This is a genomic window from Paenibacillus sp. FSL H7-0756 (genome assembly GCF_038006765.1).
Classification (GTDB): domain Bacteria; phylum Bacillota; class Bacilli; order Paenibacillales; family Paenibacillaceae; genus Paenibacillus_AQ.
The window spans coordinates 1,242,565-1,255,041 of sequence record NZ_JBBOVT010000001.1 but is presented as its reverse complement, the minus strand read 5'-3'; the positions used below and the strand labels follow the sequence as shown (position 1 = coordinate 1,255,041).

General features: G+C 47.3%; 15 protein-coding genes. 2 read left to right on the top strand and 13 right to left on the bottom strand.

The window, feature by feature from the left end; genetic code table 11:
- Positions 1-34 precede the first annotated feature (34 nt).
- The 13 genes from NST04_RS05640 to NST04_RS05580 all read right to left on the bottom strand — a co-directional run bounded on the left by NST04_RS05640 (position 35) and on the right by NST04_RS05580 (position 10,510).
- A complete protein-coding gene (locus tag NST04_RS05640) occupies positions 35-643 on the bottom strand; it encodes an alpha/beta hydrolase (RefSeq protein ID WP_341183503.1) in 609 nt (202 codons plus the stop codon).
- Positions 640-1,590 carry a ring-cleaving dioxygenase gene (locus tag NST04_RS05635; RefSeq protein ID WP_341183502.1) on the bottom strand — a complete coding sequence of 317 codons (951 nt, stop codon included), beginning with the start codon at positions 1,588-1,590 and terminating at the stop codon, positions 640-642. Before NST04_RS05635 ends, NST04_RS05640 begins: the two co-directional genes overlap by 4 nt.
- Before the next feature lie 47 nt (positions 1,591-1,637).
- The gene (locus tag NST04_RS05630) at positions 1,638-2,039 is read right to left on the bottom strand and encodes a DoxX family protein (RefSeq protein ID WP_341183501.1); all 402 of its coding nucleotides are present in this window, start codon (positions 2,037-2,039) and stop codon (positions 1,638-1,640) included.
- A 145-nt stretch (positions 2,040-2,184) separates the two neighbouring features.
- The gene (locus NST04_RS05625; protein ID WP_341183500.1) at positions 2,185-2,658 is read right to left on the bottom strand and encodes a MarR family winged helix-turn-helix transcriptional regulator; all 474 of its coding nucleotides are present in this window, start codon (positions 2,656-2,658) and stop codon (positions 2,185-2,187) included.
- 99 nt (positions 2,659-2,757) lie between these two features.
- Positions 2,758-3,477, bottom strand: coding sequence for a LytR/AlgR family response regulator transcription factor (locus NST04_RS05620; protein ID WP_341183499.1), 720 nt, complete (start codon positions 3,475-3,477; stop codon positions 2,758-2,760).
- Between the two features lie 33 nt (positions 3,478-3,510).
- Entirely contained in the window at positions 3,511-4,251 is a 741-nt protein-coding gene (locus NST04_RS05615; RefSeq protein ID WP_341183498.1) for a sensor histidine kinase, read from the bottom strand.
- Between the two features lie 168 nt (positions 4,252-4,419).
- On the bottom strand, positions 4,420-5,148 hold the full coding sequence (locus NST04_RS05610) for an ABC transporter permease (protein ID WP_341185183.1): 729 nt from the start codon (positions 5,146-5,148) through the stop codon (positions 4,420-4,422).
- A 31-nt stretch (positions 5,149-5,179) separates the two neighbouring features.
- Positions 5,180-5,887: a hypothetical protein gene (locus tag NST04_RS05605; RefSeq protein WP_341183497.1), complete on the bottom strand. Its 708-nt coding sequence runs from the start codon at positions 5,885-5,887 to the stop codon at positions 5,180-5,182.
- Positions 5,871-6,809 carry an ABC transporter ATP-binding protein gene (locus tag NST04_RS05600; protein WP_341183496.1) on the bottom strand — a complete coding sequence of 313 codons (939 nt, stop codon included), beginning with the start codon at positions 6,807-6,809 and terminating at the stop codon, positions 5,871-5,873. The genes NST04_RS05605 and NST04_RS05600 overlap by 17 nt, the downstream gene beginning before the upstream one ends.
- A gap of 220 nt (positions 6,810-7,029) precedes the next feature.
- A complete protein-coding gene (locus NST04_RS05595) occupies positions 7,030-7,719 on the bottom strand; it encodes a response regulator transcription factor (RefSeq protein ID WP_341183495.1) in 690 nt (229 codons plus the stop codon).
- A gap of 65 nt (positions 7,720-7,784) precedes the next feature.
- On the bottom strand, positions 7,785-8,960 hold the full coding sequence (locus tag NST04_RS05590) for a metalloprotease (RefSeq protein ID WP_341183494.1): 1,176 nt from the start codon (positions 8,958-8,960) through the stop codon (positions 7,785-7,787).
- 14 nt (positions 8,961-8,974) lie between these two features.
- Complete coding sequence (locus NST04_RS05585; RefSeq protein ID WP_341183493.1) at positions 8,975-10,285, bottom strand: radical SAM/SPASM domain-containing protein; 1,311 nt, start codon at positions 10,283-10,285, stop codon at positions 8,975-8,977.
- 78 nt (positions 10,286-10,363) lie between these two features.
- On the bottom strand, positions 10,364-10,510 hold the full coding sequence (locus NST04_RS05580; protein WP_341183492.1) for a hypothetical protein: 147 nt from the start codon (positions 10,508-10,510) through the stop codon (positions 10,364-10,366).
- A 392-nt stretch (positions 10,511-10,902) separates the two neighbouring features.
- Between NST04_RS05580 and NST04_RS05575 the strand changes: the two genes are divergently transcribed.
- Both NST04_RS05575 and NST04_RS05570 read left to right on the top strand, forming a co-directional pair.
- Positions 10,903-11,580 (top strand): futalosine hydrolase, encoded by a 678-nt coding sequence (locus NST04_RS05575; protein WP_341183491.1) that lies wholly within the window; start codon positions 10,903-10,905, stop codon positions 11,578-11,580.
- A complete protein-coding gene (locus NST04_RS05570) occupies positions 11,580-12,431 on the top strand; it encodes a 1,4-dihydroxy-6-naphthoate synthase (RefSeq protein WP_341183490.1) in 852 nt (283 codons plus the stop codon). The genes NST04_RS05575 and NST04_RS05570 overlap by 1 nt, the downstream gene beginning before the upstream one ends.
- Positions 12,432-12,477 lie beyond the last annotated feature (46 nt).

Genomic DNA, 12,477 nt, shown 5'->3' with positions numbered 1-12,477 from the left:
ATTCTATTCCGGGTGGTGCTGTTGTTACTTACACTTAATTGGTAAGAGCGGCCAGCCAATCTCTTGCCGCCTCCGCCTCGGCTGCGCTCAGGCGGTGTCCCTGATTGCCCCAATGGGAGGTAACATCGGCTCCCGCTCCGCTGAGCAGAGCTTCCAGCTCCTTGGTCTCCGGAGTGGGGATAATCGGATCGTTGGTCCCTGCCCCGATAAAGACCGGAACCCCCTGCAGCGAAGGAATCGTCAGACCGCGCAGCGGAACCATCGGGTGCAGCAGCACTGCCGCCCGGAAGAGGGCTCCATAATGGAAGAGCAGGCTGCCCGCGATGTTCGCACCGTTGGAATAGCCGACAGCGACCAGATTACCGGCATCGAAGCCATATTTTGCAGCCGCTTCCTCCAGGAACTGCTTCACCTCATGGGTGCGGAAGATCAGATCCTCCTCATCGAAAATCCCCTCCGCCAGCCGCCGGAAGAATCGCGGCATGCCATTCTCCAGCACGTTGCCGCGGATACCGAGCACAGATGCTCCGGGTGCCAGCAGCTCGGCCAGCGGCAGTAGATCACGCTCGTTGCCGCCTGTGCCGTGGAATAAAACCAGCGTTGGCTGTGTTACGTCCGTACCTTGCTTGAATACATGGATCATACCTGCTTCACCTCGATTTCACGGATTTCAAACGGACTTAAATTGTCTTCTATCGCCGCACGCTGCGGCTCAAACCACGCCGGAAGCATCAGCTTCTGCCCCAGCGCCTCAGGTGCTTCATCACGGGCAAAGCCTGGAGGATCGGTTGCAATCTCGAACAGAATCCCGCCTTCTTCCCGGAAGTAGATGGCATTGAAGTACTGGCGGTCCTGCACCGGAGTCGGCTGGTAGCCGTGACTCTGAACCCGGCGGCCCCACTCCAGCTGCTCGTTGTCATCTACGGCCCGCCACGCAATATGGTGAACCGTACCTGTACCGCCGCCGCCCTGCGGAACCGGTGTGGCCTTCAGATCAATAATATTGCCGATGTCTCCAGTCGCTCTATACCGGATATAACCGTCCCCTTCAGCAATACGTTCCATCCCAAGTGTGCGGGAGAGTGTATCAGCTGTGCGTTCCGGGGCTGTGCTGTAGAGGACAGCACCTCCGAAGCCTTTTACCGCATGCTCTACCGGAACGCCGCCGAACGACCAGGTGCTCAGCGCACCCTCTTCACGCTCCACCAGCTCAATCCGCAGTCCGTCATAATCCGCGAAGGAGAGATACGACTCGCCAATCCGGGTAACCTTAGTCACAGGGATCTGGTAAGCGGCCAGCCGCTGCTCCCAGAATCCGAAAGAGCCGGCCGGTACAGCATAAGTGGTCACACCGACCTGGCCGCCGCCGATTCTGCCTTTACGTCCATGAGCCCATGGGAAGAAGGTGATGATCGTACCTGGTGCACCCTGCTCATTGCCGAAGTAAAGGTGATAGACCTCGGGGGCGTCGAAATTGATGGTTTTTTTGACGAGCCGCAGGCCCAGAATTCCGGCATAGAAATCAGCATTACGCTGTGCGTCTCCTACAAAAGCGGTAACATGGTGAATCCCTGCAGTATGCATAGTCATGAGTGAACCCTCCTGATAGTTATGATGATGATGCGCTTATTTTTATTTTAGTTGAAGAATATTGCGTCCAGTGAAATCGAACCCGCACCTGTCAGCGCTATACCTACAGCGACTACCAGTACCGTTAATGGAAACTCAATCCCGTTCGCCGTGGACCAGAATCCGTTAGGGGCATGCACCTTCACAATGGCACCGAGCATCGTTGCCGCAATCAGTACCGCAGCCACCGGAGTAAGCAGACCCAGAGTGAACAGCAAGCCTCCGACCAGCTCCATCAGACCTGCCAGCACCGCCATACGCACGCCGGGCTTAATCCCCATCGACTCCATCCAGCCGCCTGTTCCCTTAGGCCCATATCCGCCGAACCAGCCGAACAGCTTCTGTGCACCATGCCCGATGAACGCTACACCAATTACCAATCTCATCAACAATAAACCTACACTAACCATTTTAAACACTCTCCATTCTCTTGGTTTTAATTATCTTAACATTAAGATATTTGCTAAAAAATTTATTGAGCTATTATTCTCTCATTAGTTCAACGTACTAATAAGCAGACAACCTTACCGCCGCTGGGCTGCGACGCACTCACTTCTATACGCCCTTGCCCAGCTTCTTCAACAGCAGTGTCGCCTGAGCCTTCTCTTCACTGTCCAGTCCGCCCATAAGGTTATGAATAGAATGAATATGCTGCGGAAAAATATGATCGAACAGCTCACGCCCCGTCTCTGTAATCTCGGCATACGTAACCCGGCGGTCATCCTCGCAAGGAACGCGCTTCAGCAGTCCACGCTTCTCCAGCTTATCGATATTGTAGGTGATGCTGCCGCTGGTGACCAGAATCTTCTCGCCGATCTGCTGAAGCGGAATCCGGTTTCTATGATACAGCACCTCCAGCACCATGAACTCCGCCGATGCCAGCCCGTGACTCTTCATATCCTTCACCGCCTGATCCATCAGGCTCTTATACGCCTTCGACAGAACGACGAACAATTTCAGCGATGCTGCCTGCTCTTGCTCCTGCGCAGTATCTGCTTCCGTTCCTGCTGTCTTATTCTTGCTGCTCATTCGCTGCACCTCCTGCCCGGCTGTGTTTGTCTTTAAGTTAATTATCTTTAAGTTAAGATAACTATACGTTATGGGGAGCGGTCTGTCAAGTGGTTCTATTCACTGAATTTGCTTCTGGAGAAACAAATTGAACTTCTTTCTAAATGATGTAGAGTTACTCTGCGACAACGGAAGGACATCTCCATTCGAAATATAGATATTATAGCCCTTCACATAACTGACATGGTTCAAATTGATAACAAAGCTCTTATGTGGAACTACAAAGTCATAGAGGCTCATCTTTCTTGAAATATTAGATATCTTTTCTTTATGGATTATGTACTGCTTACCTTTTATGGTCTGTAAATATATATCGCGGTTCATGTACTCAAAGTATAGTATTTCCTGGCTTTGAAGAGATCGCACACCTTCTTTGCACAAAAATTTAACCTGCTGCACCTCTTTCTTGTGCGGAGGAGTGTACCTAACGGTATCTATGAGCAAAGAGAAAAGGGTATCGCGATTCACCGGTTTTACCAGATAACCAAAAGCATGAACGGAGAACGCAGAATCTTTATTTATTGAGTGGCTAGATATAAATACGATTTTCACTTCTGTATCCAGCTCACGGATTTCCCGCGCCAACTCGTAACCGTTAACGCCGGACATATCCAAATCCAGAATTAACAGATCAAAAACTTCCCTGTCCTGTAATATAGTCGTTCCAAAAACGTACTCCTTTATGCTGTATTCTATTTGATTGTTCAAAGCTTCTTGAATGTAACCGCTAATTTGATTAAGGACATGGAGTTCGTCCTCACATACTCCTATCTTCAGCATCCTGGTCATCTCCATACATGTTTTCCGTGCTATTCACAACACAATTGTGATCTGCAGGTGATCTTCCAGCAATTCAGCACTGATCGTTCCGTTTAATTTATCAATTAGAATTTTGACAATTGCCAATCCCAGTCCGGTGCTCCCTGCATTTCGGGATATATCCGATGTATAGAAGCGGTCGAACAGTCTTTCCACATTCACTTCATTCGGGCTTGAGATCCTATTGGTTATTATTAATTCTGTTACGCTGCCCTTCATCAGGGTAATCTTGATATCACCTGTGGCATACTTAGCTGCGTTATCCAGCAGGTTCTGCAAAATACGCCGCAGCATATCCTCATCTGCCCAGACAAATACGGTATCTTCCGGGAGGATAATTTCAGGATGCAGGCTCCGTACCTCGAACATAGCAGCATTCTCCACCACGCTATCCATAATGGCATTCGAGTAATTTACATTCTTGAATTCCGGCTCAATCTCTTCAGAATCAAGTACAGCCAGTTCATAAAATAATTTGATTAAAGTCTGCAGATGAGCAGCTTTGCGGAAGACTATTCCTATTTGTTCACGTTGCTCTGGATTCACTGCCCCTTTGCTCAGCAATTGAAGATAGCCAATCATTGATGTTAAGGGTGTGCGCAGATCATGGGAGATGTTGGCTATGGATTCTTTCAAATGATTGCCGCTGCGTATCATCTGAATGCGGAGCTCACGCTGCTTCGTCAGATTCTTATTGATCTCTGCAGTAAGTGAGTTCAAATCCTTATCGATCAAAGATATACTCAGTTTCTTTTCAACCGTTCCCAAAGACAATTCAACCATCTGTTTTGTAATATTGCGGATTTGCCTTTTTAGTGAAAAGAGGCGGAACATAATTACTCCAAAGATTACCGAGAGCAGAACAGCGATATATATCATTAATTGTAGCGCCTCTTTCCATCCTTATTTAAGTTCAGACGTATTGAACCGCAGAAATGAGAGCGCTATGAACAGCAGCAGAAATAATCCTCCTGAAAGTATGATCTCCGACACCTGAACCGTAGAGAGAGAGAAGGCTAAGGAGACTCTGATCTGATTCATAGGCAGCAACCGCAGCCACGGCACAACTTCATACCAGCCCAGCGGCCCTGCATAGGCAATGCACATTGCACTGATAAAAAGAACAACCATTGATACAGATACTGTTTTGGCAGAGTCCTTGAATAAAAAAGCAAGAAAGATACAGACTGAGAACACTGCACTATTCAGTAGCACCGACAACAGAATTACTCTTAGGATATACAAAATATCATGATTCCAGGAGTTCCCCCAGCCCAATTGAAAGGACATTCTTATGCTCCCCACTACCGGCCCCAGCAGCATCAAAAGATTGAATACAGCCAAGTAGATAAGACATTTACTGAAGAATATTGCCATTCGCGAATGACCCGCTACGACCTCCAGATGAATCGTGCGGTTCGAAAAGTCCTGGCCCATCAGCAAAGCCACAATTGCAGAGAATAACACCAGCCAGACCGTTGAATCGTAAACCATTGCATAAAATATGCCTATAGCATCTTTATGTGTTGTCAGATCAGCAATATAGCTCTTGCTGGCAAGAAGCCCGTAAAGGATACTAAGCAGTGCACTGCCGATAAAAAACCGGTTGTATTTCATGCGGAACCATTCCATTTGCATTAGATTATTCATGGCATCCTCCCCTTTAATATAATTCTGACCGATTGAAGATTCTAACTGCCGCCAAGCAGAAACACATCAAAAAAATGATTCCGACCAGCAACGCCGTACCTATGGATGAAGAGTCCTCAATTAATAATCTCAGCTGCCCCAATGGAATAAAGTGCGCAATCGCCTTAGCGTTCGGACCATTAAGCAGAAAGATGTTCAGAAAATAAACCAATGCTGGAATCGATAGGGTTTTACCAATGTCTTTACAGATGAAGGCCGTCAGCAGCGAAATTCCGCACATCGCTGCGTTCAATACTGCTGTGGTAAAGAATAAGGCAATTACTTTGCTAAAATCAGACCCGAAAGGATGACTACCCCATCCGTGACTTCCGGTGTTATACGCAATACAAAGAATGGGCTGCAATAACAAAATGATGTTGGACCCCACGATAAACAGGATGGCCTTGCTAAAGAAAACATGATTACGTGAATGTCCTGCGCAAATCATGTGGTACAGAGTATGGTCAGCGAAGTCCTTACCAAGGTAGAGTGCTCCAAATACACAAGTGAGCAGCATTAGTATAGGTGCGTTATACAATGATGCCGATACACTATCATTTCCTGTAAGCTGCCCCTGATCCAGCATAAGGAAGCTGCCAAGCATTACAGACAGAGCAGACAGGATAAAAAAACTCTTATCATGCACCAGCTTATACAGCTCCGCCTTAATGAGACAATACATGCTTCTCTCCTCCAATACGCTCCAGGAAGTACCCTTCCAGCGTATCCCCGGCGATTGCCATTCCTGTAATCAGCACTCCCTCTTTCATTAAAGTGGCCGAAATCCCCTCCATGTCATCTAAGTGATCATATAGCTTAATGGTTCCATCAGGCATAACCTGATAATCTTTGATATTCATCCTGCTCTCTAAAGCATGCAGGGCATTCTCTACATGATTAGTCTGAAGGGCAATATGGCGTTTGCATTTCTCATTTAGCTGACTCTGCGTTAATTCCTCAATCAGAACGCCTTGATTAATGAGGATGTACTGCGACACTGTCTGATACAGTTCGTTGAGAATATGGCTGGATATCAATATCGTTGTCCCGCGTTCCTCATTTAGGCGTTTCAGCAAGATCCGCATTTCAGCTATGCCCATCGGGTCAAGCCCATTAATAGGTTCATCCAGAATAAGCAACTCGGGATCATGCAGCAAAGCAATCGCAATACCCAGCCGCTGGCGCATTCCGAGCGAAAAATTACGTACTGCCTTCCTTCCAGTAAGATGATCCTCCAGACCCACCAGCTCCAGTGTCTCTCTGATGACCTGCGGATCGGGTATCCCCCGCTGAAGCCGTTGAACCTCCAGGTTCTGCACCGCAGTCATGTTAGGATACAAGGCAGGCGTTTCAACCATACAGCCGATCCGTTTGCGCTGTTCCTGCAAGGCCTGCTTCCCTGTCTTACCGAACAGGTGCAGCTCACCGCTCGTAGGAAAGGACAACCCTACAATAAGACGGATCAGCGTTGTTTTTCCCGCGCCATTCTGCCCGATGAAGCCGTAAATCTTTCCCCTTTCAATGGTTAGATTAATATTATCCAAGGCCAAAGTATGATTATATTTCTTGGTGAGATTTTTGGTCATAAGGATGATGTCACTCATGTCTGCCACGCTCCTTATCTACAGTTACGCTGAATTACATAACCTTACTGACTACATTAAGCGGTAACCTTAAAGAAATTCTTAATTCTGCCTGGGCCACTTTTAAAGAATTTATAAAGTTTATGTTCCTGCAGGGCTTTGCACACAACAGGAAGAGCCGCTTGCGCCATAAGCAAACGGTATCCTCAAAACGAGCTTATATACTTTATCCGATCTTGGGCTAGTCAAGTTTATACAAGCGGTATCCTATTCCCCAAACCGTTTCTATGTAATGTTTATCCGGACTTACTGCCTTCAGCTTATTGCGTATATTGCTAATATGAACATTCAGCGTGTTATCTTCACTCATGTACTCTTCATTCCAGATACTCTGAAATAAATTGGATTTAGAATATATTTTCTCTGGATGCCTCATAAGCAGTTCAAGAATACCATATTCTTTGGCCGTAAGCGCAAGCTCATGACCCGCAACCTCTACAATATGATTCATCTCATTGAGTTGGATGTCCTGATAAGCTAAACTTCTGGTGCCTACAGAATCCTGGTTCATTCGATTACGCCTTAGATTACTTTCTATTCGTGCAAGGGTCTCATCAAGATCAAAAGGTTTGGTGATATAATCATCCGCGCCAATCCGCAGGAGCTCAATCTTGGTTTGGATCGTGTCCTTGGCTGAGATTATGATCACCGGAACTGCAGAATATTCCCGCAATTCATTTAGCAACTGATCGCCGCTCTTATAGGGCAGCATCAGGTCTAGGAGGACTAAATCATAACAGCCCCTTTGAATGAACTGCAAAGCCTCTAACCCATTGTAAGCTGAAGTAGTCAAATAGCCGTGTTCCGTTAAAAACTGGCGAAGCAGACTATTTATCTCTTTCTCATCCTCAACAATAAGTATATGTTCCAATTAACCACATCCTTATCATTTCTCTAATCATCATTATTCGGCTATTTTGCCGGACTCGCAGATTCTTACGGGTATATATTTTTCCTTTTATCCTTTATTTTAACACTTATTCTCGAAAAAACGATAATTAAGATTAGAATTAGATACATTTTGATTTCAACAAGTCCGTCCAGCCAGTAATGCCGACTCGAGTACCCTATCAGAAAGTTATGATACACTTGAATAACCGGTGTAATAATAATATAGATAAGAACCGACATCGATATTGCATAGTACATAAGATAGACGCCCTTAACTTTTAATGACTTGTTGGTTAACAGTCCCTTAATTCCTGAAAAGGACTTTTTTCTTAAATTAGGAAATTTCAAAATAGTTGTAAGCAGAAAGTATCCATCCAGCGGCAAGAAAGGAATCAGGTTAGTCACTATCAGACCCAGATTTGAATAGCAGATAACCAAAAACAAACTGTGAAGTGTTCCTGTCGAGAACCATTGACCTATTGCACCCGCGGAAAAAATCATAAAGTTGCAAAGTATCCCGGCCACCCAGATAAAGGCTCTTTTTTTGCGTTCTAATGTGTAGATTCCATTAGTTATGATATAGGCCATAGGATTAATATATAGATACAATGTTATTTTCATTTGCTTGGGAATGAGCCCATACTTTTTGGCTACCACAGCATGGGAGATCTCATGAAGCAAAACGCTTACGGTGGTTACTGCTAAAGAAATAATTAGGCTAATCATTGAGGAATCCACAATTTTATAAATATTCACAAATAACAATGCTTTAAAAACCCCAGGCAATAAGGGAATGGCTGCTATCCCTAGTACAACCCCGCACAGCAATAATGCATGGCTCCATTTCGCTAAAATGCTGAACATCGCTTGAAAACGGCTTAAGCTTAGTGCGGTAATTTGTATGCCGTGTTTTTCAAGTTCGTTAGAACTGTCATATTCGATTTCCGCATTAGTGATCAGACCTGCATGCTCAAATAAAGTATAGAGTCTATGGACATCAAGTTTCAGATTGTGTTCTTTCTGGAGAAGAGCATCAACCTCTGACAAAGAATTCTTCCCGTCAAAATAACTCGCCGCCTGCATAATAGCATCTTTATTGGCCTCCTGGGCCTCTATGTAACGGTCATACGCAAGGCTGCCTATGCAGTATATGTTTTCCCTGTTTTTATTCTCAAACAGCAAATAAGCTTCCAAATCGGAAGCTATTCTAGGCTTTATCACGTTATGCACCCCGCTCACTCATCTTCTTCACAAAGCGCAAGCAGCACTTGTTCGGTCAATCCCTTGAGGAAATTGCATTCCTCTTCAGGAGTTGTGAATATATCGCCGGTGCCAAAATGATTAATTCCCATACACCCATTGCACATCGTATTGTTAAAACAATCCTTGCATTGCTCATTCTTCAGCTTGTCAAAACGGCGGAATGCATTCGACAGAGAGTCAAGACCGCTCCAGAATTCACGATCTACAGAATTAACATTTCCGAGCTTGTGTTCCTCAACATCTGTAAGCATGAAACAAGGGTAGATATCTCCATTTGAAGAAACCGAGTAAATAGAAGTGCCTGCTTGGCAAATATGCCTATCCGTTCTTCTGGTTCTCAAATTGCCTAGTATTCTATTAACGAGCATGTATCCGTTCTCTTTTTCTCTAATCACCTCCGGAATCGCTTTAAGAAAAGAATCCCGATCCTTCAATTTATATTCCATTCCATCTTCTGCGCTAACCGGGCTGACATGAACATCTGTGATCCCAAGCCTTTCGCCAATATACTTGACCACTTCTCTAACCTCAATGCCCTGCTCTACATGAAGTTGTGTAAAGGTAACCTCTGCACTTTGGGGTTGTCCGGTCCGAGCGCGCAGCTTCAAAATGTTGTCTTCCAGAATATCTGCTACCCCGGCACCTGTGTTCGCCAGCCGGGTCTGATTAGTGATCTCGCGGGGTCCATCTATACTTACGGTAAGTTTTATGTTGTACTTATTGATTAAAGCAATAAATTTTTCACTGGAGCACATCCCATTTGTAGTCATACAAAGAACGGGCTTAGTATCCATTTCTTTTCGCTGCAGCTTCTGTTCAATATATTCTCCTACGTAAGCTATAGCATTAAGATTAAGGCTAGGTTCGCCGCCAAACAGCTGAATTACTCCAATATTATTATATCTTTCAAAGAATATGTTAAGCGCCTGTTCCAGCACGGCTTCTTGCATAATCCCCTTATCTGAATGATATGTCCCGCCGTTGGCGTAGCAGTAGACGCAGTTTAAATTGCATTCATTAGTTATATTCAATACTAATTTGTAAAGTCCATCTGGATCTGCTTGAAGCTCTGTCAGGCTATTCGTATTATTGTTAACGATCTGGTAAAGATCGTAATAGTCCTTATCCGCTATATTATACTTTTTTACGATTTCCTCTTTAGTCATTTCTTTCCAAATATCGCCAATGATGTTTGCAGTCAGGCCATCAATCTTAAAAAACTTATATGAGTTCGGAAAGTACAGCACGTTTGTATTTGTCCCCTCAATAATATGCGCCTTCATATTCTCCTCCTATTTTCATTTTCAGAACGCCCGCTCTGGGAGAAGACGTTCTGAAAATAAATTGTGGAATCCTAATAATTAATGGCAGTATGCACCAAACCAGCCGTTAGGACATCCAAAGCCGAAGCTTGGAGTCATTGCTTCCTCCATAACTTCACAAGCATCCAGCTGCACTTCTTTCATAACGATTTTGTTGATTTCCTGCATTTCTGTTTTGTTTTGCATTTTCATTTTCTCCCTTCAGTTGATTGTTTTATATAATAGGATAAATATCCTGTTATATCTCTTCTTGCAACTTACATAATTCCTCAAAACACCCAATAAAATCTCTTGTTTCCACTTTATTATTTAATATGTAATAGTTATACTTTTCCTTTCATTAAAGATCAATCCTTTGTGCACACAACACATTTTTTTCAACATAGAATCAAGATTTTTCAGTCCGGCAACCAGAACACTGCCTCACCGGGACAGGACGCACCTCTGCCATCAGATCTGCCTTAAGCTCCTTTCAGAATGTCTCCTGCATATTTGACCTGTTCTCTAAAACGGCGTAGACTTTCAAAAGGTGAGTATGAACTGAAGAATGAAACTATTTCTATAGAAGGAGGCTGATTATGGAATCGAAGGATCATCATCATTCCGGGGCCGCCGCGCCGCGCGTGCTGATCGTGACGGCAGTCGCGGCTGAGCGCGAGGCGGTCCTGCGCGGCCTGGCCGGCAGCGGCCGCTTCGACGTCATCGCGGCGGGCGCCGGCACCGCAGCAGCAGCGGCGGGCACCGCCGCCGCCCTGGCAGCCGGCTCGTACGGCTGCGTCGTCAGCGCCGGGATCGGCGGCGGCTTCCCGGGCCGGGCACCCGTAGGCTCGCTGGTCGTCGCCAGCGAGATGCTTGACGCGGCCCTGGGCGCAGAGACGCCGGAGGGCTTCCGCAGCGCTGCCGAGCTCGGCTTCGGCAGCGTGTCCGTGCCTGCGCCCGGCGGCACGGTGCAGGCCCTTGCGGCCGCGCTCGCAGCGGCCGGCCTCACGGTAAGCACGGGCACCGTGCTTACCGTGTCGACCGCGACCGGCACCGCCGGGACGGCCGCGGCTCTGGCCGCGCGCCATCCGGAGGCGGCGGCGGAAGCGATGGAAGGCCACGGGGTTGCCGTGGCCGCCCAAGCGCTGGGGATCGCAGCGCTGGAGCTGCGCGCGATCTCGAACCCGGTCGGCCCGCGCGACCGGGCCGCGTGGAAGATAAATGAAGCGCTGGACGCTCTGGCAGCAGCGGCGGCTATTTTACGGGAGGTGCTGTAATGACTCAAGAGCTTCATATTGCTTATTCCCCTTGTCCGAACGATACCTTTGTCTTTCATGCCTGGGCGCATGACCTGATTCCCGGGGCACCCAAGCTGGATGTAATGTTTGCCGATATTGATATCACTAATGGGCTTGCGGCAGACGGCGCCGGGCCGGAGGTACTCAAAATCTCCTACGCCGCACTCCCCTGGGTGCTGGACAAATACAAGCTACTCCCTTGCGGCGGTGCACTGGGACGGGGCTGCGGACCGCTCGTACTGACCCGCAAAGGCGCAGGCGCCATCAAGCATCCACGCGAGCTGTCCGGCCGCAGAATTGCTGTACCGAGCGAACGCTCTACGGCATACCTGCTGTTCCGGCTATGGGTAGCGCAGCAGGTGCAGGACGGTCCGGCCGAGATCATCGTTATGCCTTTTGATGAGATCATGCCCGCCGTGCAAAAGGGAGAGATCGATGCAGGACTCGTCATCCACGAAGCCCGTTTCACTTACCCGTCTTACAATCTCAACCTGCTGACTGACCTCGGCAGCTGGTGGGAGAGCGATACCGGCCTGCCCATTCCGCTTGGTGCGATTATTGCCCGCCGTGATCTGGACCATGAGGCCATTACCGGCTGGATTCGCAGTTCACTCCAGTATGCCTGGGACCATCCTCTGGACTGCCAGGAATACGTGTTAAGCCACGCCCAGGAGCTGTCGCCGGAAGTGGCCAAATCGCATATTGATCTCTACGTCAACGAATTCACAATGAACCTGGGCGAGGACGGCTACGCAGCCATCTCTGCACTATTGACCCGGGCCGCTGCCGAGGGGCTTGTGCCTGCAGTTGATCCGGCGCTGCTGCGGTAGCACGAATACGGTTGTACGGGTATTGATACACCCGGTGTTCAAGCTG

Excerpts from the sequence above, each read along its gene's own strand:
- NST04_RS05610 (WP_341185183.1), bottom strand. The coding sequence starts at position 5,148 with ATGGAATGGTTCCGCATGAAATACAACCGGTTTTTTATCGGCAGTGCA.
- NST04_RS05585 (WP_341183493.1), bottom strand. The coding sequence starts at position 10,285 with ATGAAGGCGCATATTATTGAGGGGACAAATACAAACGTGCTGTACTTT.
- NST04_RS05570 (WP_341183490.1), top strand. The coding sequence starts at position 11,580 with ATGACTCAAGAGCTTCATATTGCTTATTCCCCTTGTCCGAACGATACC.
- NST04_RS05575 (WP_341183491.1), top strand. The coding sequence starts at position 10,903 with ATGGAATCGAAGGATCATCATCATTCCGGGGCCGCCGCGCCGCGCGTG.
- NST04_RS05580 (WP_341183492.1), bottom strand. The coding sequence starts at position 10,510 with ATGCAAAACAAAACAGAAATGCAGGAAATCAACAAAATCGTTATGAAA.
- NST04_RS05640 (WP_341183503.1), bottom strand. The coding sequence starts at position 643 with ATGATCCATGTATTCAAGCAAGGTACGGACGTAACACAGCCAACGCTG.
- NST04_RS05605 (WP_341183497.1), bottom strand. The coding sequence starts at position 5,887 with ATGTATTGTCTCATTAAGGCGGAGCTGTATAAGCTGGTGCATGATAAG.
- NST04_RS05630 (WP_341183501.1), bottom strand. The coding sequence starts at position 2,039 with ATGGTTAGTGTAGGTTTATTGTTGATGAGATTGGTAATTGGTGTAGCG.
- NST04_RS05635 (WP_341183502.1), bottom strand. The coding sequence starts at position 1,590 with ATGACTATGCATACTGCAGGGATTCACCATGTTACCGCTTTTGTAGGA.
- NST04_RS05625 (WP_341183500.1), bottom strand. The coding sequence starts at position 2,658 with ATGAGCAGCAAGAATAAGACAGCAGGAACGGAAGCAGATACTGCGCAG.
- NST04_RS05620 (WP_341183499.1), bottom strand. The coding sequence starts at position 3,477 with ATGCTGAAGATAGGAGTATGTGAGGACGAACTCCATGTCCTTAATCAA.
- NST04_RS05600 (WP_341183496.1), bottom strand. The coding sequence starts at position 6,809 with ATGAGTGACATCATCCTTATGACCAAAAATCTCACCAAGAAATATAAT.